Origin of the sequence: Burkholderia sp. Ac-20353, from assembly GCF_017104785.1 — a bacterium.
Classification (GTDB): domain Bacteria; phylum Pseudomonadota; class Gammaproteobacteria; order Burkholderiales; family Burkholderiaceae; genus Burkholderia.
The window spans coordinates 1-20,016 of sequence record NZ_JAAGPL010000074.1 but is presented as its reverse complement, the minus strand read 5'-3'; the positions used below and the strand labels follow the sequence as shown (position 1 = coordinate 20,016).

Annotated in this window: 11 protein-coding genes; all 11 read left to right on the top strand. The window is 62.1% G+C overall.

Annotation, left to right across the window (positions count from 1 at the left end):
* Positions 1-40: 40 nt before the first annotated feature.
* A complete protein-coding gene (locus G3N94_RS21375; protein ID WP_205794562.1) occupies positions 41-3,460 on the top strand; it encodes a heparinase II/III family protein in 3,420 nt (1,139 codons plus the stop codon).
* Positions 3,461-3,513: 53 nt separating this feature from the next.
* A complete protein-coding gene (locus G3N94_RS21370; RefSeq protein WP_205794561.1) occupies positions 3,514-4,806 on the top strand; it encodes a hypothetical protein in 1,293 nt (430 codons plus the stop codon).
* Positions 4,807-4,983: 177 nt separating this feature from the next.
* On the top strand, positions 4,984-8,286 hold the full coding sequence (locus G3N94_RS21365) for a heparinase II/III family protein (RefSeq protein ID WP_346778720.1): 3,303 nt from the start codon (positions 4,984-4,986) through the stop codon (positions 8,284-8,286).
* Positions 8,287-8,324: 38 nt separating this feature from the next.
* A complete protein-coding gene (locus tag G3N94_RS21360) occupies positions 8,325-10,844 on the top strand; it encodes a DUF6270 domain-containing protein (RefSeq protein WP_205794559.1) in 2,520 nt (839 codons plus the stop codon).
* Between the two features lie 66 nt (positions 10,845-10,910).
* Positions 10,911-11,912: a glycosyltransferase gene (locus G3N94_RS21355; RefSeq protein WP_205794558.1), complete on the top strand. Its 1,002-nt coding sequence runs from the start codon at positions 10,911-10,913 to the stop codon at positions 11,910-11,912.
* Positions 11,909-12,703: an SGNH/GDSL hydrolase family protein gene (locus G3N94_RS21350; protein WP_346778719.1), complete on the top strand. Its 795-nt coding sequence runs from the start codon at positions 11,909-11,911 to the stop codon at positions 12,701-12,703. Before G3N94_RS21355 ends, G3N94_RS21350 begins: the two co-directional genes overlap by 4 nt.
* Positions 12,700-14,865, top strand: a complete 2,166-nt coding sequence (locus G3N94_RS21345; protein WP_205794557.1) for a capsular polysaccharide biosynthesis protein — start codon at positions 12,700-12,702, stop codon at positions 14,863-14,865. Before G3N94_RS21350 ends, G3N94_RS21345 begins: the two co-directional genes overlap by 4 nt.
* Before the next feature lie 270 nt (positions 14,866-15,135).
* The gene (locus G3N94_RS21340; protein ID WP_205794556.1) at positions 15,136-16,362 is read left to right on the top strand and encodes a capsular biosynthesis protein; all 1,227 of its coding nucleotides are present in this window, start codon (positions 15,136-15,138) and stop codon (positions 16,360-16,362) included.
* Positions 16,349-17,134: an SDR family NAD(P)-dependent oxidoreductase gene (locus tag G3N94_RS21335; protein ID WP_205794555.1), complete on the top strand. Its 786-nt coding sequence runs from the start codon at positions 16,349-16,351 to the stop codon at positions 17,132-17,134. Before G3N94_RS21340 ends, G3N94_RS21335 begins: the two co-directional genes overlap by 14 nt.
* 1 nt (position 17,135) lies before the next feature.
* Positions 17,136-18,668 carry an LTA synthase family protein gene (locus tag G3N94_RS21330; protein ID WP_205794554.1) on the top strand — a complete coding sequence of 511 codons (1,533 nt, stop codon included), beginning with the start codon at positions 17,136-17,138 and terminating at the stop codon, positions 18,666-18,668.
* Positions 18,665-20,016, top strand: a 1,352-nt coding sequence (locus G3N94_RS21325; protein ID WP_205794553.1) for a polyketide synthase, incomplete at its 3' end; no start/stop codon positions are given. The genes G3N94_RS21330 and G3N94_RS21325, both read left to right, overlap by 4 nt.

The following is a 20,016-nucleotide window of genomic DNA, read 5'->3' as shown; positions in this document are numbered from 1 at the left end:
TACCGAGCTGCACCGTCGATAATGATCGTGCAGGGGAAAGATGGGCCAACAATACTTGGACCGCGTTGTGTTGAGTGAGCGGCAGCCGACGATTTACTGCGTCGCGTGCGTGAACGAGAGAGCGACGGTCGAACTGAGCGCGACGATCGCGGGCGGATTGCCGAACGACACGAATCTGCTTCTTCTCATCAACGGTGAAGGCCTGACAGAGCAGCATGCAGCCGCAATCGGATTTGCAAGGACCAACGGGGGCTACTATCGTTATCTGAAGCCGTCCTTGGACGGCGATATCCTGGTTCATGCATTCGATGTCCTGCCGGAAGTCACGTCTTTCAACATTCGGCTATGGGGCGTCGGGGTGCCGCCCGTGATGCTCGAGGATATTCGACTCGTCTGTCCGATCCCGGAAGTCCATTTCGTGCATGCGCGACCGCGCCGGATCGTCAGAAAGTGGGAGCCGCTCAATACGCAGAACCAGCGTCCGCTTGCCGCCAACCTGTTGGTTCGGAAAACTTCATGTGGTCCGGCGTGCGTAGCCCATTGCGATAAATGGTTCGCATCGATGGATGGTTACGAAACTCGCACGAAACGCGCCGAGTTCGGGCGTGACGACGTTTACATCGAAAGCGATACCGGGGAATTGATTCCCGCGAGCGTTCAGCGCGCTCAACCGGCGATGCTGGAGATTCCCGAGTCGATCGACAAATACCTGTCGTCGATCGGTGACAAGTCGCGCAATATGATTCGGAAGGCGCGACGAGCGGGCTACGAGTTCAGGGCGATCGGCCCTGACGGATTCGAGCAGGACATCTATGAGATCCGAACCTCGGATCCGATGCGCCAGGGGCGTCCGATCCCGGAGTACTACTACGCCAACCCGCCCACTCACGTACTGAATCCGAGCTCGGTTGGTTGCCGGTTGCATACGGAGCGGTTCTATGGCGTGTTCAAGGAAAATCGACTCGTCTCGTATGTCACGATTTTCCTGTTCGGCGAACTCGCGCAAGTCAATCATCTTCTCTGCCATCGCGAGTATGCAAACAGCGGTGTGATGAACCTCAACGTGTTTCACGTTGTGGACGAGCTCATCAAATGCCAGCCGGAAGTGAAGTATCTGAATTACCTGTATCTCGGCAAATCACAGGGCGGGATCAATCACTTCAAGGAAAGCGTCGGATTTCGAGACGCATATTTCGTGACGTACGACAGCGTCATGCGCCTGTATTCGAAGCGTACGCTTGCCCGGAAACCCGCGGTCGAATCCGTTGCGCAGTCGGCGCCTGTTGTAAGGATCAAGGCGAAGGATACCGAATGGACGTTCAGGCGTGAGAACGTGACCGGCGATGTCATGCAGGAAATCGAGAAACGGCTGGGCCGCCGGGTCACGCGTCTGCCGATGCCGGCCTATCACGACTTCGAACGCTATGTGTCGCGGGGACTGAGCGAGATGGTGATCGACTGGAACCCGGGAAGCTGCTTTGCCGTTCCGTTTCCGGATCGCATACCTGAGTCGGACGACGAACTCTCCAACTACCTGCAACGACGCTTCAAGACGAGCCCCATTGCCGATGAACGCTTTGAGACTGCGTTCAAAGGAAGCGATTTTCGCGCACTGGGCTACTTTCACGTCAGCGACGATGAAGCTCAGTTTTTCAGGGGGCTGCTGGTACTCGAGAAAGTGACGGCGATTGGACACAGCAACGTACGCGGCTTGACCGAGGCATTTCAGAAATTCGGAAAGGCCGGCGTACGTGCTGACACGATTGCAGCCCCAAAGGTACAGGCAACGTTCGTAACACGGGATGCATTCATGTCGTCGATCTCGTCGGGGGCGACCGAATTGGATCGAATCAATCTGGTCGAGGAGTATAAGCCACTGCCTGACGACTGGTTATCCGGAAATACGGCAAAAATGTGTATTCCCTACGCGCGGACGATCATTGATGTCGACCTGAATAAAAAATTCGAATGGAATTCCGAGCTGCCGAACAGCTCGGTGCGGATGTGGTATTACTCGCTGGTTTACATCGGGCGACTGCTTGCGACGTTCAAGACGGAGCGGAGCGAGCCGGCGCTGAAGCTCGCGCTGGCACTGACATCCGACTATCTCGATTACGTCGCCATTCCCGAAAACCGTGCCAACGTCAACGGCATCGCTTCGGCGGACCATGCCACCGCGGAGCGGCTGAAGGTCATGCTTACCCTGCATCAGCTCGTCAAGGATACTGATGACGATGCGATTGCCGCGCTCATGCCGCGGCTGCTCGCGGAAGTGCACTATTCCGCGGAGTGGTTGTCGGAGGAGTCCAATCTTGGCGTCGGCAACCATAAGCTGATGGGGTGCATGTCGCTCCTCTATACCTATGCGCTCCTCAAGAACGAGGCTGGGGCGGTGTATCTGGAAACGGCATCACGTCGGGTGCAGGCGTTGCTCAAGGAGTCTTTTGATAAAGACGGACTTTGCAATGAAAATACCATCGGATACCACAATTTCAATCTGTCGTTGTATACGCAGGTTTACGACGCACTCGAAACACTCGGGATAGCTGCCGAGATGCGTGTCGAGATCGAGCCGATACTCGAGAAGGCGATGACGGCGCTGCAACTGTCCGTCTTTCCGGACGGAATGATCCCGCCGATCGGTGATTCCCAGCGGTATGAATCGCGAGTCACCTCACTGAACAAGTCGTTCTGCTTCTTTGATTCCGGTTTTGCCGTCGTCAAGCGCGATGATTTCTATATGTCGCTGATTTGTGGCGGGCGAACGAACTGGCACAAGCACATGGACGATACGGCGATATATCTGCAGTACAAGGGCGAGGACGTCTTTATCGATGGCGGCAGCTACTCGTACGATCAGCGCAACCCGCATACAAGGTGTATCTCGTCGTCGGCCGGGCACAGTGGTGTGTTCCTGTCCCAGTTTGACGGCTTGCCGCGATATGACCTGATTGCGAAGTACGGGCCGGTGTCGGGCAGCATCCTCAGATTCGACGAGAGCGACGACGGCGTGCGTATCGAATGCGCTTATACCGTTCCCGGCTGCTGGACCAGCTTCCGGAGATTCGTCTTTGTTCACTGGGGTGGCGAAGTCGTCATCGTGGATTCGGTCAAATCCCCGAATCTCGACGATGCCGTACAACGTTTTCTCCTTGCGCCCAATGTTTCGGCGTTTTCGGAAGAGGGGATCGTCAAGCTGAAGGGCGACTCGTTTGAGGGCGCGATCGTTCACTCGTCGCAGCACGTCGACTTTTACCGTGGCGAGACGGACGGCAAGGTACGAGGCTGGAGTACATACGAATTTGGCGAAATTTCGGCGACGACGGGGATCGACATGCGGAATGGTCGTGTCGCCGGCGAGTTCTCGTCGATTGTGATGCTCAATGGCGACGACCCGGAGCAATGCTCGGATGCCGCGAAAGCATTTGCGAATAAAACCGACCGATTTTTTGCGAGCTGATTCATTGCTCACCACTTTCGGATCATTTGTATACGTTTTTGCTGACCTGAACCATGATGCAACAAAGCCGGAATTGCCACCACTCGCTGGATGGTATTCTGCTCTCCGACACGGGAGTGCAATTTTCGCTCGATATCACGGATGTGAATCGATTCACCCTCTGCTTCGATCTGCATTGCGGACCGCTGACAGGACTCAATCAGGCGATGGTCCAAGTGGAGTTCGAAGAGCCGCCTGAGGATCTCGAGCAAATGGGATTCGTGCATTCGCACCACGGATGGTGGTATAGGTACATCCCCACGACGGCGGGAACCGTTTCGATCGATTGGGAATTCTCGCAGGCCGTAGCGTTTGCCGGTGTCGTGCACTTCAATGTGCAGACCTGGGGGGCGAGCGATCTCGTTACGCTCAAATCCTTTGCTGCGCTTACAAGCCCGTCAGTGGCGGGCCTGTCGGAACGATACGCGGATTCGCGTGACGCCGGCCGGTATCCGCCAAAGGTCTGGGCGAGCATCAGCGAGTTCCTGGCTGCACCGACGCTTGAAAGCTCCGCCCATATCGTCCCGGTCAATGATCTGTTGCTGGAGTTTCTGGTCGTCGACCGCGGCAGCCCCGCGCTCTTTTGCTTCCTGCATGGCAACGCCCCGCGGTCCGAAGTATTCAAGTTGCCGGTGTTCAGCGGCGTATCGATGATGAGCAACGTAAACAGCTCGATCCTCATTTTCTCTGACCCGGCGCTGCTGCTGGACCCGAGCCTGACGCTCGCATGGCACGTCGGCACGTCGACGACGCCGCTGCAATACGTGTACGAGTTGATTACGCGAAAGGTCCGTTCGGTCCTCGCTCCGGAACGACTCGTGTTCTGGGGGGGATCGGGGGGAGGCTTCGCTTCGCTTTATCTGTCTACGAAGTTTGCGGACTCGACGGCCTTCGTATGGAATCCGCAGACGTCGATTCTGGCATTCGAGGAAATGGCCGTACGGAACTTCGGGCGCGTATGTTTTGGCACCGACGATCTCGGCGAACTTCAGAAGAGACTTGATGGTGTCGCCGTGGCCGATCTGGGGGGCGCGTACAAAGGCATCGAGAATCGGGTGATTTATCTTCAGAATTTCACGGATTGGCACACCGACTATCATCTGAAACCGTTTCTGGAGAAAGCCAGCCTGCCGTCATTCACAGGAAGCGAATACTGGGGCTGGCTGGAGGACAGGTTCTTTCTGCATCTCGGCAGTCTTGCACAAGGCCACGAGCCGCCCCCGAAGGAGGCGATCAATGCGTTTCTGGTCAAGCTGGCGCAGTCCGGGCCGGACGAAATCGAAATGGTAAAAGTGTCCGGGCATTGATCGTTATCCAAGTGCAATGACCTACGGAAATCTCATGGAAATGAAGCAGGCGTGTGAGCTTGCGATCGACAAATACGGCGCGGTTTCGCTATGAATGAAGCATGGATTGATCAGGTTGTATTGAATCGCGGGCACGGGGTTCTGAGCGGCGGGCTCGGCATCGAACACAAGACGTCGGTGCGCCTGTCCGCCATGATCGGCTGGGCGCCGCCGGAAAAGGCGAACCTGCTCTTCGTGATCACCGGCGAGCAACTGACCGAGGTCAAGGCAGCAGAGATCGGCTTCATCAAGACGACGACGGGCTTTTACAAGTACCTGTTGCCGTTCATCAACGGTGACCGGATCGAATTCGAGTTCGACGCGGTGCCGGAGATCACCGGCTTTCAGATTCGGCCGTGGAACATGACCACGCCGATCGTGCTCCAGGACGTGGTTCTGACGAGCGAGGCCGCCGTGCCCGAATTTCCTGGAGCAGCCAGGAAGGTCATGAAGAAATGGCACGCGTTGACTGCCGATGGAACGCGCCCGCTGTCGGCGAATTTTCTGGTACGGAAATCGGGATGCGGTTTCAACTGCGTCGCGCATTGCAATCGCTGGTTCGAGTCGATGGACGATTTCAGCCTGCGCTCGCAGGCCGAGGCGTTCGGCCGCGACGACATCTATGTCGAAACCCGCTCCGGAGAACTGGTTCCTGCGTCGTTGCAGCGCGCGAAGCCGGCATTGCTCGACGTTCCCGCGTCGCTCGATCAGTATCTGAAGTCGATCGGCGACAAATCCAGGAACATGATCCGCAAGGCGCAAAGGCTCGGCTACGAGTTCAGGGACGTCGGTCCGGACGCGTTCGGGCAGGATATCTATGAAATCAGGACGTCCGATCCGATGCGGCAGGGGCGGCCGATACCCGAGTATTTCCATTCGAATCCGCCGAAATACGTGATTTCACCCAGCCCGGTGGATTGTGCCATTCATACCGAAAAATTCGTCGGCATATTCCAGGGCGACCGTCTGGTCTCGTACGTCACCCTTTTCCTGTTCGGCGAAATCGCGCAGATCAATCACATCCTGTGTCACAAGGAGCACATCGCGAACGGCGTGATGAATCTCAACGTGATGCACGTGGTTGATGAGCTGATCAAGCATCATCGCCACGTGAAGGCGGTGAATTACATGTACATCACCGATCCCAACAGTGGAATCGATACGTTCAGGCGCAGCGTCGGCTTTTCCCCGCGGAATTTTCTCGCCTACGATGGCGTGATTCCCGCATTGACCGACGACGCGCAACATGACGAACCCACGGATACCCCTGTTGCGTTGACGGCGCAAGAGAAGGGCAGGAAGAAGGAGAAGCTGCGGCTCTCGGAGTGGACGTTCGTACGCGAATCGATCGGCATCGACGGAGCCCTCGAGCACATGACGAGCAAGATCGGCCGTCCGGTCCCGGTGGTCGACGCACCGGCTCCCGAGCGATTCGTGGAGTTCGTGTCGCGAGGGCTGTCGAATTCGATGGCCGCGCAGCCGGCGGGCGCCGTCATTGGCGTTCCGTTTCCGAGCCGGGTCAGCGAGGAAACCGGTCATGGTGTTGCCGAATATTTGAGCAAACGTTTCAAGGGGTGCCCGGTCGAAAACAGCGGTTTCCAGGCAGGCTTCAAGGGCGGGGAGTTCCGTGCGCTGGCGTTCTTTGATGTGACCGAGTGGAGCGCGGCGTTTTGCGACGGGTTCCTCGTGCTCGAGAAAGTGAGCGAAACGGCCGGCGCGTCGCGCGCGGACGCCGACGCCGACGCCGACGCAGCAGAGGTACAGGTACTGAGTGCCGACGATTTCTTGCGCTCGGTGAGTCCTCGTCCGTCCGGCCTCGACCGCGTTCGACTGGTGACCGACTATCATGCGCTGCCGCCGGACTGGTTGCAGGACGGTGTCGCACAGATGTCGTTCATGGCGGGAGCAACGCGTATCGGCGTTACCCTGGGGGAGCACTTCCCGTGGAACCACACGTTCACGTTGAACGCCGATCGCATGTGGTATTTCTCGCTCGCCTATGTCGGTCGTCTGCTCGCGACCTGGCAGAGTCGGAACGACGAATCCGCGCGCCGGATGGCGATCGATCTGATCGCCGACTTCATGGAGTTCAATGCGTCGCCGGAGAACCGGCAGATGGTGGGCGCCATTCCGTCCGCGGATCATTCGGCAAGCGAGCGGCTGAAGGTGCTGCTGACGTGCTATCAATTGCTCGAAGAAAGCGAGGCTCCGGAACTTCCGAAGTTTCGAGCGAGACTGCTGCGCGAAATCCACTTGTGGGCGGAATGGCTCGCAGACGACCGCAATCTTGGCGTCGGCAACCACAAGTTAATGGGCTCAACGTCGCTTATCTACGTGGGCGCGCTTTTGTCGGATAATGCGGGCCGCGGTTACGTCACGATTGCCGCGGACCGCGTTCTTGAACTGGCCGACGATTCGTTCGACCGGGACGGGCTGTGTAATGAAAACACGATCGGGTATCACAATTTCAATCTGTCGCTCTACCGGAAACTTCGAGCGGTGCTTTCCTCGCTCGACATGGCCGACGAATTGCGACGGAAAATCGATGCGCTGATCGAACGGGCAGGTGGGGCGCTCGAACTGTGCGTACTTCCGGGCGGGACGATTCCGCCGATCGGCGATTCGCCCCGATACGAGCTGGGTTTGCCGTCCAGGAATGGCGCATTCTGCTTTTTCGAATCGGGCTTTGCAGTGGTGAAGCGGGACGATTTCTATTTTTCGCTGGTATGCGGAGGAAGGACGGAATGGCATAAGCAGATGGACGATTCGTCGATCTATCTGCAATACAAGGGGGTGGACGTCGTCATCGATGCAGGGAGTTACTCGTACGATCAGAGCAACCCGTATACTCGATGCATTACGTCGACCACCGGACATAGCGGCATTGTCCCGGCGTCGCTCGATGGCCTGCCGCGGCATGAGGTTCAGTCGAAGTTCGGACCCGTGTCAGGGCGGATCGAAAGATTCGAGGAATCGGACGACGGCGTTAGGATCGCGTGTTCATACGCCGTGAAGGCATGTGACGCGACGTTCAACCGCTACATCTATGTCGGCCATGCCGACGAGGTGGTGGTGGTGGATACGTTCGACGCGCCCGAGTCGGCCGATACGGTGCAGCGATTCATTCTCGGCCCGGCGCTGGAAGCGGCGGCAGGGGACGGGTTGATCCGGCTGACGGCGCCGTCGTTTGCCGGTGCGATTATCCATCAGGCGATTGCCGATATTTACAAAGGCCAGTCCGAGGACAAGATACGCGGCTGGAGCGCATTCGAATTCGGCAAGGCGGTGCCGACAACGGGTATCGATCTGCGCACCGGCAATACGGAACGGGAATTTTCGACGATTATCAGGCTCGCTGACGATGGATCGGGTAAGTGTTCCACGGCGGCAATAAATTTCGCAAGACGCGCGGACCCGTTTTTTGCAACGGCAACCGCGTGATTGCATGACCAATACGAAAGCGACACGAGGAAAATTGGATGGCGCGCAGTAACCCGAAGCTTCTGATCCATGGAAGTTGCGTCAGTCGAGACGCCTTTACCGATCGATATCCGCAAGCCGCGCGATACGAGCTGGTTGGCTATCTGGCGCGCAGCTCATTGGCGACTGCGTTTTCAACTGGCGAGGTCGAGGGCATCGACTTTGACGCGATCGCGTCACCGTTTCAACGCCGGATGGTGCAATCGGACGTTGCGCATGGGCTGAGCGCAACGCTCGCCAGCGGAGGCTTCGATCTGCTGCTGGTGGATCTGATCGACGAACGGTTCAGCCTGTTTGTGGACGAGCTCGGTGCGCGGTGTACGGTCTCGGGCGAATTGCTGTCGTCGGGTTTCGAGCCGGGGTCACGCCGCGGACAGGTGATCAGGCCGTTTACCGACGAATTCTTCGAACTGTGGGAAGAAGGCTGGCGCGCGATCGTGGCAGTGCTGAACGCGCACGGCCGTCTCAGGGCGCTGGTCGTCAATGAGGTGTACTGGAGCAAGGCTTGCTCCGACGGCACGGACTTCATGCCGTCATATTCGAATGACGACATCGACCAGGCAAACGCATTCATGCGCAGGCAGTACGCGCGCATGCGCGTGGATCTCGACGAGGATCAATTCCTGCAATTCGATGCGTCGCTGCTGGTCGGCGCTGTCGATCACCAATGGGGGAAGAGTCCGTTTCATTTCATAAATGCGTATTACACCAATTTGCTCGACAGCCTCGAACGGTACTCGACGGAACCCCGGTCGACCGGTGTGGGGGCGTCTGACAAGCAGGGGAGCGGCGTGGGTTTCGTAAAATATTTTCAGGACAAGCTGCGGCTGGCCGGAAGCAAGTTTCGCCATGAGGAGGTGGAGCAAGCAACCGCATGGCACAACGAGCGGGTGACGTTGCAAAAGGCGATGCAGGGCCTGGAAGTGAGCGTGCGCGCAACGTGCGACACGCGTATCAGGATGAGCGCGATCGTCAACGGAGACCTGTCGGGGAACAGGAACCTGCTGCTGGTAGTCGACGGCGAGGGTCTGATCGACGCCGAAATGCATGCGATGGGCTATGCGAAGTCATGGGTCGGCTACTTCCGCTATCTGAAGAGCGACATGAGCGGCGACCAGCTTCGCACGGGGATCGCGGTCAATGCCAAGGTCACGTCGTTCAAGATATTGACGTGGAATTTCGAAGGTCCCGTTCTGCTTTTCGACCTGAACTTCGAATCCGGCGACGCGACGCTCAGCGGCTCGATGCTGAAGGAGAAGCGCCGCGACGACGGGCACTCCGTCAACATCGTCCGTGAACCGGCAATTCGGACCAACATGCTGCTGAAGAAGCACCGCTGCGGGCCGGAGTGCATCGTTCAATGCGACAAATGGTTCTCGTCGATGGACGCGTTCGCGTCTCGACACAACGTCGAGAAATACGGCCGGGATCCCGTTTTCATCGAGGCTGCCAGCGGCGAATTGTTGCCGGCAAGCTTGCAAAAGTCGAATCCGGCATTCCTGACGATTCCCGAATCGGTGGAAGCGTATCTCCGGTCGATTGGCGACAAGTCCCGGAACATGATTCAGAAGGCGACCAAGCTCGGATACGAATTCCTCGACGCGGGCCCCGCGGGCTTCGAGCAGGATATCTACGAGATCCGTACATCGGATCCGATGCGCCAGGGGCGCCCGATTCCCCAATACTATTATTCCAACCCGCCGGTATACGTGATGAGTCCGAGCACCGTCGGGTGTGAGTACCATACCGAACGATTCTTCGGCATCGTGCGTGACGGGCGTCTCGTTTCGTACATCACGCTATTCATGTTCGGGGAACTCGCGCAGATCAATCACATCCTGTGCCACAAGGAACACGTGAAGAACGGGGTCATGAACCTCAATGTGTTCCGTGTCGTGAAGGAGTTGATCGAGAAATTCCCGTGGGTCAAGGCGATCAACTACCTGTACGTCAGCGACGACGGTCTCGGCATCAACCTGTTCAAGCGCAGTGTCGGCTTCAAGTCCGAACGATTCATCGCATACGACAGCACGCTGGACGCGCTTCAGCTGGCCCCGGTGGATGACGGTGCCAATCACGACGTCGCCCCGCGCGCCGAACCGAGCGAAAGCCAGAAGCCGCGCGTGAAACTCACGAAATGGCAATTCGTGCGGGAGTCGGTGCAACGCGCATCGCTGGCAGCAAAGCTCGAATCGCTGCTCGAGCGGCCGTGGACCGACTTGCCACATCCGTCCGATTCGGAGTTCGCGAAGTTCTGCTCGAGCGGCCTCGGCGAGGCGACCGAGTCTCATCCGGTCGGTGCGTGCTTTCTGGTCCCGTTCCCGAGCCGGGCCGAGGAGCATCGTCATCCGGACGTGGCCCGTTATCTTGCCCGCCGATTCAAGGGCAACCCGATCCCGGACGACGGGTTTTCGGTCGCATTCCGTGGCGGGAACCTGCGCGCGCTCGCGTACTTCGGAATCGAAGAGGATTCCGGCAGTTTGTTCGATGGTGTATTGGTGCTGGAGAAAGTGGCGTGACCCGGCGCCACGGCCCGTGTGACGAGGCCTCGATCTCCTGCCTCCGTTCGTTAGTGGTTACCAAGATTGAGCATTGAAACGTATCCGACCATCGCGCTGGTAGCGGACGGATTGACATCGTCGAGTCTCGTATTCGACGGTCGCATCATCCCGGTGGGGCCCTGCGATTACCGCTGGCGGCTGGCATTCGCGCGTCCCGACTATCTGCTCGTCGAGTCGGCGTGGTCCGGCCTGCGCGATCGATGGAAATACAAGATCGCCGCCTACCCGGGGCACCCGGAGCGAACCAATCGCGCGTTGGTCAGGCTTGTCCAGGCGGCGAAGGATCGCGGCATTCCCACCGTGTTCTGGAACAAGGAGGACTCGGTTCACTTCGAGCGATTCGTGGCAAGCGCGAAGCTGTTCGACCACGTCTTCACGGTCGACGCCAATGCGGTGCAACGCTACAAGGCCGTCATGGGCGAGAACGCGTCGGTGCACACGCTGATGTTCGCGATCCAGCCGCGCACGCACGGCTTCACGGGCTTCAACTTCAAGCACCGGCGGGCAAATTTCGTCGGCAGCTACAGCAGCGAGAATCACGTGCGTCGTCGTGCCTGGCAGGACACGCTGTTCGGCGCAGCGTGCCGCAGCGGCCTCGGTCTTACCGTGGTCGATCGTAATTCGGGCCGAAAGGCGTCGCATTACCGCTTTCCTGCGCTCGACGGGCTCGACGTGCGGCATGCCCTCAGGCACGAGCAGACGGCGCAGATGTATCGCGACTACGTGGTGTCCCTGAACGTGAATACGGTCGAGGATTCGCCGACGATGTTTTCCCGGCGGCTCGTCGAAATACTCGGTTGCGGCGGGATCGCGGTAACGACGCCGGCGATGTCTGTCGACGCAATGTTTGCCGACTTCTGCCACGTCGTCCGGAACGATGACGAAGCACGCGAACTGTTTGCGCGTCTGCGAAACGGCCCGTCCGATCGCGACCTCGAGCGCGCGCGTGCCGGCGCAGAGCATGTGGCCGCGCATCACACATGGCAGCATCGCTTGCAGCAGATTGCGGAGGTACTGGAAAGGTGAGCGCGATCACGCGAGACACGCACGAGGCGCTGCCGCTGCGCGTGTGGCGACGGCTCGCGCTGCCCGCGCATCCGGGCTACCGAGCCCGGGTACTGATTCTCGGCGACTCGCACGTCCGCGTGTTCGAGCACATCTGGTTTGCCGTATCGCTGCCGCGCGTGCGTTTCGACATCGAATACGTACCGGGTGCAACGGCGATCGGCATTGAAAACCGGAATTCGATCACGTCGGCCTTGCTCCGTTTCACGGATCGCCTGGCGTCATCACGTCACGACTGGGTATTGCTCAACCTCGGCGAGGTCGATACCGCATACTCGCTGTGGAAGCTGGTCGAGTTCAGATCGTGTCCGATTCCGGAATTGCTCGACGAAGCGATCCGCAATTACTGCGACTTCATCCTCGAAGTCGCCGCGTCGCATCGCGTGGCAGTGCTCAGCGCACCGTTACCGACCCTCGCCGATCAGGCCGCGCCGCGTGACGAAACGGCCGCCGTACGCCAGCAGGTCTCAGCTTCCCAACGGGAACGTACCGAGCTGGCGCTCGAATTCAACGCCCGCGTCAAGGCATTTTGCGAAGCGCACGACGTGCCATACCTCGACTCGAGCCCGCATGCGCTCGGTCCGGACGGCCTCGTGAAGCAGTCCTGGCGCCATCGTCGCCGCTTCGACCATCATTACGCGCGCGCGCCATACGCGCGGTGTCTCGCAAAGCAGCTGAAAGCGTTGTTCCGCAAGCCGGCCGCGCGCCGCGCCGCGCCGACGGCCACTGAGCGGGACGAGGTGCGCCCGTGAGCCGGCCGCCGCGCTGGGCCGTTCCATTCCAGAGCGTCGGCCTGTGGTCGTGGGTCGGCACGAACCCGTGGCTCGACGGCGTCGTACGCTGCTGCCTGCCGTGGCAACTGTCCGGCGTGGCCGGCGTGCTCGGCTGGGGCCTTCGCGAAAGCGGCCGGCGCGCGCAGGCGTGGGCGGAACGCGCCGGCGTCGACGTGCTGCGCATCGAGGACGGCTTCCTGCGCTCGGTGACGCTTGGCGTGCAGGGTGGCGACGCCCTCTCCGTCGTCATCGACGACCTCGGCATCTACTACGACGCAGGCCGTCCGTCCCGTCTCGAGGCGCTCGTCAAGGAAGCAGCCGCGGCCGGCGCCGAGTCCGCGAACACCGGCGCCGACGCGCGCCACGCGATGTCCCTGATCGTCCGCCACGGCCTGTCCAAATACAACCACGCCCCCGACTTCGTGCCGCCGGAAGGCTGGCGCGACGACGCCGTCCTCGTCGTCGACCAGACGCGCGGCGACGTCGCGGTGCGTCTTGGCGGCGCCGACGAATCGTCGTTCCGTGCGATGCTGGCCGCCGCGCTCGCCGAAAACCCGGACAGGCCCGTCTGGGTCAAGACGCATCCCGACGTGATGTGCGGCAAGAAGGCCGGCTACCTCGTTGACGATGTAGACGCGGATCCGCGGGTGCGGCTGCTGCCGCTCGATGTCAGCCCGCCGTCGCTGCTGAAGCGGGTCGGCAAGGTCTACGCGGTGTCGTCGCAGATGGGATTCGAGGCGCTCCTCTGCGGCAAACCGGTCGCAACGTTCGGACTGCCATGGTATGCAGGCTGGGGCCTGACCGACGACCGGCATCCGGCTGCGCCCGAGCTGGCAGCCCGCCGCGGCGGCGCGACGCTGGTTCAGCTGTTCGATGCCGCGTACCTGCAGTACTGCCGTTACGTGAATCCCGAAACCGGCAAGCGCGGCACGATCTTCGACGTGATCGCCCATCTCGCGAAGCAGCGCCGCATGAACGCTGTTTCGCACGGCGAACTGGTGTGCGTGAGCCTGAGCCTGTGGAAACGCAGCGTCGTCGCGCCGTTCCTGCGGCAGGGCGGTGCGCGCGTGCGCTGCGTCGCGAGCCCGGAAGCGTTGCGGCGCCTTCCGCCGGACCCGTCACGATGCGTCGTGCTGTGGGGCGCGCGGCATCCCGAGGTCGCGGCCGTCGCCCGCGAGCTGAACCTGCCGGTGCTGCGCATGGAGGATGGCTTCATCCGCTCGGTCGGTCTCGGCTCGAACCTGATCGCGCCGCTGTCGCTCGTGATCGACGATCTCGGCATCTATTTCGATCCGCGCACGCCGTCGCGGCTGGAATCGATTCTCGAGCACGCGGAGTTCGACGACGGCGAACTGCGCGAAGCGCGCATCGTGCGCACCGCGCTGGTCGATGCCCGGCTCGGCAAGTACAACGTCGGCGAGGGTGGCGTCGTGCTGCCGGAGCCCCGGCCTGCCGCCGTGATCCTGGTGCCGGGCCAGGTCGAGGACGATGCATCGATCCGCACGGGATCGCCGTGGATTTCCACGAATCTCGAACTGCTCGCGGCCGTGCGCGCGGCGCACCCCGATGCATTCATCGTCTTCAAGCCGCACCCGGACGTGGTGAGCGGCAACCGGGCGGGCGCGGTCCCGCTGCATGACGCGCAACGGCTTGCCGACGTCGTGGCGCCCGATGCGGACGTCATCGCCTGTCTCGAGCAGGTGGACGAGGTGCACACGATGACGTCGCTGGCCGGTTTCGAGGCGCTGCTGCGCGGCAAGCGCGTCGTCTGCTATGGCGTGCCGTTCTATGCGGGGTGGGGGCTCACACGCGATGTCTTTGCCGCCGACGTGCCGGACACGCATCCAGTCTGGTCCAGGCGTCGCCGTCGCGTCGCGCTGGACGAACTCGTCGCGGGCACGCTGCTGCGCTATCCGCGATATGTCCACCCGGTTTCGCGGATCGCGATCGACGCGCAACGCGCAATTGCGCTGCTTCATGCGCAGCGGCAGGCGACGGGGCAGGGACGGCTGAAGCGTAATTGGGCGGTGCAGCAGTTCGGCAAAATGAAAATGTGGCTGCTCACGACCTATGCTGAATATCGGGTGACGGCTGGAAAATCCATCTATATGGGGCTTCAGCGCTGGCTCGCGAAGCTTTAGTGAATCGGCGCCCATTCCAGCGCCGGCCGGTTTTCGGCTTCGGCCGGCCTGGCGGGCGGCAGCGGAAGATCCCGCTGCGGCCATTCGAGTGTCACGTTTTTCGTGTATTGGCGGTTGTAGGGGGGTATCGGGAAACGATACAATCTTTCACCTATAAATCCGGGGTCGAAAATACAGGCAGGGCGCTGACTTAAGTCGGCGGTCGACGCATTCGGGGCGTAATTCCGGGCGAATGCGTAAAAATATTGAAAATGATTAATCACATTAATAATGCGACGCTCTTTCCTCGTGCTCCAAGGCACGGCATCGCCGTTCTTTAGTCGGCTGGCCGATGCCTTGCTCAGCCGTGGGCATCGCATTCGCAGAGTGAATTTCTGCGGTGGAGACCTGATCTATGCCGGAAAGGAGCTGTCTTGCGACTACACGGGGTCCGCGGACCAGCTGGCCGATTGGTATGCGGGCGCGTTGCGTGCCGACAGCGTAACCGACGTGATCCTGTTCGGCGACTGCCGGGCGATCCATCGCCCCGTGCATCCCGTTGCCCGTGATCATGGCGCCACCGTGCACGTGTTCGAGGAAGGCTACGTCCGGCCGCACTGGCTGACGCTCGAACGGCATGGCGTCAACGGCCGGTCGCTGCTGCCGCGCGATCCGGCGTGGTATCTGTCGCAGCGCGACTCGACCCCGCCGCGCGACCTCGGGCGCGCGACCGGCTACAAGCTGTCGGTCCGCGCGTTTCACGACATCCGCTATCGGGCCGCGAACACGCTGCACCAGGCGCGCTTTCCGAACTATCGCAGCCACCGTCCGCGCAACGGCTTCGTCGAATACGCGGGGCTCGCTGCGCGCGCGGTCCGGCAACCGCTGTACGACCGCGAAGCGGAGCGCGTCACGCGCCGGCTGTTTGCCGGCAAGCGGCCGTATTACCTGCTGCCGCTGCAGGTCAACGCGGATGCGCAGATCGTCCATCACTCGCCGTTCGACAGCGTGCGCGCTTCGATCGACGTCGTGCTGCGCTCGTTCGCGCTGCATGCGCCCAGCGGGCACGATCTCGTGGTGAAGAACCATCCGCTCGACACGGGGTTGTTCGACTATCGCGGCCATGTGGACCGCGTCGCACGCGAACTCGGCATCGCCGATCGCGTGATGTTCATCGATGCCGGCCATCTGCCGACCTTGCTCGACCATACGCGCGGCGTGGTGCTCGTCAACAGCACGACCGGGATGTCGGCGCTCTACCACCATTGCCCGCTCATCGCACTGGGTACGGCCATCTATGACATGCCGGGCCTGACGTGGCAAGGTGGGCTCGATACCTTCTGGCGGCATTCGGGGCCGCCGGATGAAAGATTGTTTCAGGCCTTTCTGGACTACGTGATTTACCGTACGCAGATCAACGGGGATTTCTATACGCGCAGGGGGATCGACATGGCAGTGGCAGGGTCCGTGCGACGACTGGAGGCAACCCACGTGGAGGCGAGCGATGCCGTCACGTGAACCGCGGCACATCGTGATCACCGGGGCGAGCGCCGGGATCGGGCGCTCGCTTGCGCTGCGCTACGCGTCGCCGGGCGTCGTGATGGGGCTCATCGGCCGCGATGACGCGCGTCTTGCGGACGTTGCGGCCGCGTGCCGCGAGCACGGCGCCGTCGTCGAGACGGGCCGGGTGGACGTCTGCGATGCCGACGCGATGCGCGCCTGGCTCGACGCGTTCGACGACGCGCATCCGATCGACCTGCTGATCGCCAACGCGGGCATCGCCAGCACGCTCGCGCACGCGGCGGACTGGGAGGATCTGGCGCGCACCGCGGCCGTCGTCGATACGAACCTGTATGGCGCGCTGCATGCGGTGCTGCCGGTGATCGCGCGCATGCGCACGCGCCGGCACGGCCATATCGCGATGGTCAGTTCGATCGCGGCGCTGCGCGGAATGGCGATTTCACCGGCCTATTGCGCGAGCAAGGCGGCGATCAAGGCGTACGGCGATTCGGTGCGGCCCGTGCTCGCGCGCGACGGTGTCCGGATGTCGGTGATCCTGCCCGGCTTCGTGAAGACTGCGATGAGCGATGTGTTCCCGGGCGACAAGCGGTTCATGTGGTCGGCGGATCGTGCCGCGCGCCATATCCGGCGCAAGCTCGACGCAGGGCGTGCGGAAATCGCCTTTCCGGGCCTGCTCGTGCTCGGGTTGCGCTTGCTGACGCTGCTGCCCGCCGCGCTGGCGGACGCCATTCTCGGAAAGCTCTCGTATCTGCCGCGCGAGGGGCGCTAGCATGGCTGGCGTGCACGCACTCGTCATTGCCGCGGCGCTCGTCGCGTCGTTCGGCCTCGATGCCGTCGCGGTTCCGCGTGCGCCGCTGCGCAGATCCGCGTGGGCCGTGCTGCTGCATCTCGTTGCGGTGTCGTGCGTCGGCACATGCGTGTATGCGGTCACGATGCGGCCGGTGTTCTCGGCCTGTGTCGCCGCCGCGCTGGTTGCGCTGCTCGCGGCGGTCAGCAATGCGAAGTACGAGTCGCTGCGCGAACCGTTCGTGTTCACCGATCTCAGCCTGTTCAGCCAGTTGTTCGCGCATCCGCGGCTCTATCTGCCGTTTCTCAGTATCGGGAAAGTCGTGGCGATCGCGCTCGGCGTCGGGTTGCTCGTGACCGGATGCCTGCTCGATCGTCCTGCGTCCGTGCCGCGCACGGCGGCCGCGATCGGCGCGCTCGCGTGCGTCGTCGCGGCGCGCCGGATAGCCGCACGCGTGCCGCTGACGCTCGACGCGTTCGACGACCAGCGCCGGCACGGTTTCTTCGCCGTGTTCGTCGCTTACCTGCTCAACGGGATGCGCAGAACGACGTTCCGGACCTTCGACGCGGCGGTCCGACGCGGCCCGTTCGCAGCGGGCGCGCCGCGGCGCCAACCCGACGTGATCGTGATCCAGAGCGAGTCGTTCTTCGACATCCGCCGCGCGACGTCCGCGGTGAGGCCGACGCTGATGTCGGCGTTCGACCGCGCGCGGCGCGAAGCCGTCGCGCATGGCGCGCTGACCGTTCCGGCGTGGGGCGCGAATACGATGCGCACGGAGTTCGCCGTGCTGACGGGCATCGCGTCGGCGTCGCTCGGTTATGCGCGCTTCTATCCGTATGCCTTCCTGCGCCGCGCATGCCCGTCGCTCGCCGGCTGGTTCAAGCGCGGAGGCTACCGGACGCTCGCGATCCATCCGTATCATGCGGACTTCTTCGGACGGGACCGCGTGTTTCCGCTGATGCAATTCGACGCGTTCATGGACATCCGCAGCTTCGACGGCAAGCCGCGGGTGGGGCAGTACGTCGCGGACGCGGCGGTTGCCGATGCGATCATCGACGCGCTCGACGCGCCGCGCGAGCAGCCGGCCTTCATCTTCGCGATGACGATGGAGAACCATGGCCCGCTTCATCTCGAGACGGTGGCGCCGGGCGACGGGGGCCGGTTCCATGCGCTCGGCGAAGGCGCCGAGTGGCGGGATCTGACCGCGTATCTGCGCCACGTCGACAACGCGAACGCGATGATCGAGCGGCTGCTCGACCATGCGCGGCGGCGCGAGCGCGACACGATCGTCTGCTTCTACGGCGATCATGTGCCGGCGTTGCCGAAAGTATTTGGTAATCTTGGCGTCATGCCTGATCGGAGCGAGTATTTCATTTGGCGAAATACCGCGGCACCCGCCGCTTCCGCACGTGACGTCGATGCGGAAGAACTCGGCCAGCTCCTGCTGGCCATCACGAATTCGAACGAGCCGCGCGCGCACGCATGCGATGCGCTGGCCAAGTCAGAAAAAGCATGAACAAGCACATAGCGATCATCGGGATGGCATGCCGGTTTCCCGGTGGGGTTGAGGGGGCCGACGACTTCTGGCAACTGTTGCGCGACGAACGGGACGCAGTGACCTGCATTCCGCCGGACCGCTTCGGCACGGGGTTCTATCAGCACCCGTCGAAACGCGAGCCGGGCAAGAGCTACACGTTCGCCGCAGGTGTCCTCGACGACGTCGCCGGTTTCGACGCGGCGTTCTTCGGCATCTCGCCACGCGAAGCGGCCCAGATGGATCCGCAGCAGCGCCTGCTGCTCGAGCTCGCGTGGGAGGCGTTCGAGGACGCCGGCGTGCGCCCGGCCACGATGCGCGGCAGCAACTGCGGTGTCTTTGTCGGCGCTGCGAGCATGGACTACGGCAACCGCAACATGGACGATCTGAACGTGATCGATCCGTATTCGGCCACCGGCAACACGCTCAGCATCGCGTCGAACCGCGTGTCCTACCTGTTCGACCTGCGCGGCCCGAGCATGTCGGTCGACACCGCGTGCTCGTCGTCGCTCGTCGCGCTGCACCAGGCCGTGCAGGCACTCCAGTCCGGCGAGGCCGAAACCGCGCTCGCGGGCGGCGTCAACCTGCTGCTGCACCCGTTCGGCTTCGTCAGCTTCTCGAAGGCGTCGATGCTGTCGCCGCGCGGCCGCTGCCGTGCGTTCGATGCGACCGGCGACGGCTATGTCCGCTCGGAAGGCGGCGCGTTCGTGCTGCTCAAGCCGCTCGACCGCGCGCTCGCGGACGGCGACACGATCCACGCGGTGATCGCGGGCTCTGGCGTGAACTCGGTCGGCCATTCGCCGGGCGGCATCAGCGTGCCGGGTGCGGCGGCGCAGGCGGCGCTGCTGCGCAATGTCTACGCGCGCGCGGGCATCGATCCGCGCTCGCTTGCGTATCTCGAAGCGCACGGCACCGGCACGGCAGTCGGCGATCCGATCGAGGCCCGCGCGCTGATCGACGTGGTGGCGGGGCAGCGTCCGGCGGACCAGCCGCTGCTGATCGGTTCGGTGAAGACCAACATCGGTCACCTCGAGACCGCGTCCGGGATGGCCGGCCTGCTGAAGGCCGTGCTGTGCCTGAAGCACCGCGCGGTGCCGCGCTCGCTGCACTTCGTCACGCCGAACCCGGGCATCGATTTCGATGGTGGCCGCCTGCGGGTAGTCGATCGGTACACGACGCTCGACGAAGACGGCACGCCGCTGACAATCGGCGTCAACTCGTTCGGCTTTGGCGGTACCAACGCGCACGTGGTGCTGATGGAGGCGCCGTCCGATTCGTCCATCGCACCGTCCACCGCACCGGCCACGCCGCCCGCCGCGCCGTCGCCGCT

Excerpts from the sequence above, each read along its gene's own strand:
- G3N94_RS21375 (WP_205794562.1), top strand. The coding sequence starts at position 41 with ATGGGCCAACAATACTTGGACCGCGTTGTGTTGAGTGAGCGGCAGCCG.
- G3N94_RS21370 (WP_205794561.1), top strand. The coding sequence starts at position 3,514 with ATGATGCAACAAAGCCGGAATTGCCACCACTCGCTGGATGGTATTCTG.
- G3N94_RS21360 (WP_205794559.1), top strand. The coding sequence starts at position 8,325 with ATGGCGCGCAGTAACCCGAAGCTTCTGATCCATGGAAGTTGCGTCAGT.
- G3N94_RS21340 (WP_205794556.1), top strand. The coding sequence starts at position 15,136 with ATGCGACGCTCTTTCCTCGTGCTCCAAGGCACGGCATCGCCGTTCTTT.
- G3N94_RS21335 (WP_205794555.1), top strand. The coding sequence starts at position 16,349 with ATGCCGTCACGTGAACCGCGGCACATCGTGATCACCGGGGCGAGCGCC.
- G3N94_RS21330 (WP_205794554.1), top strand. The coding sequence starts at position 17,136 with ATGGCTGGCGTGCACGCACTCGTCATTGCCGCGGCGCTCGTCGCGTCG.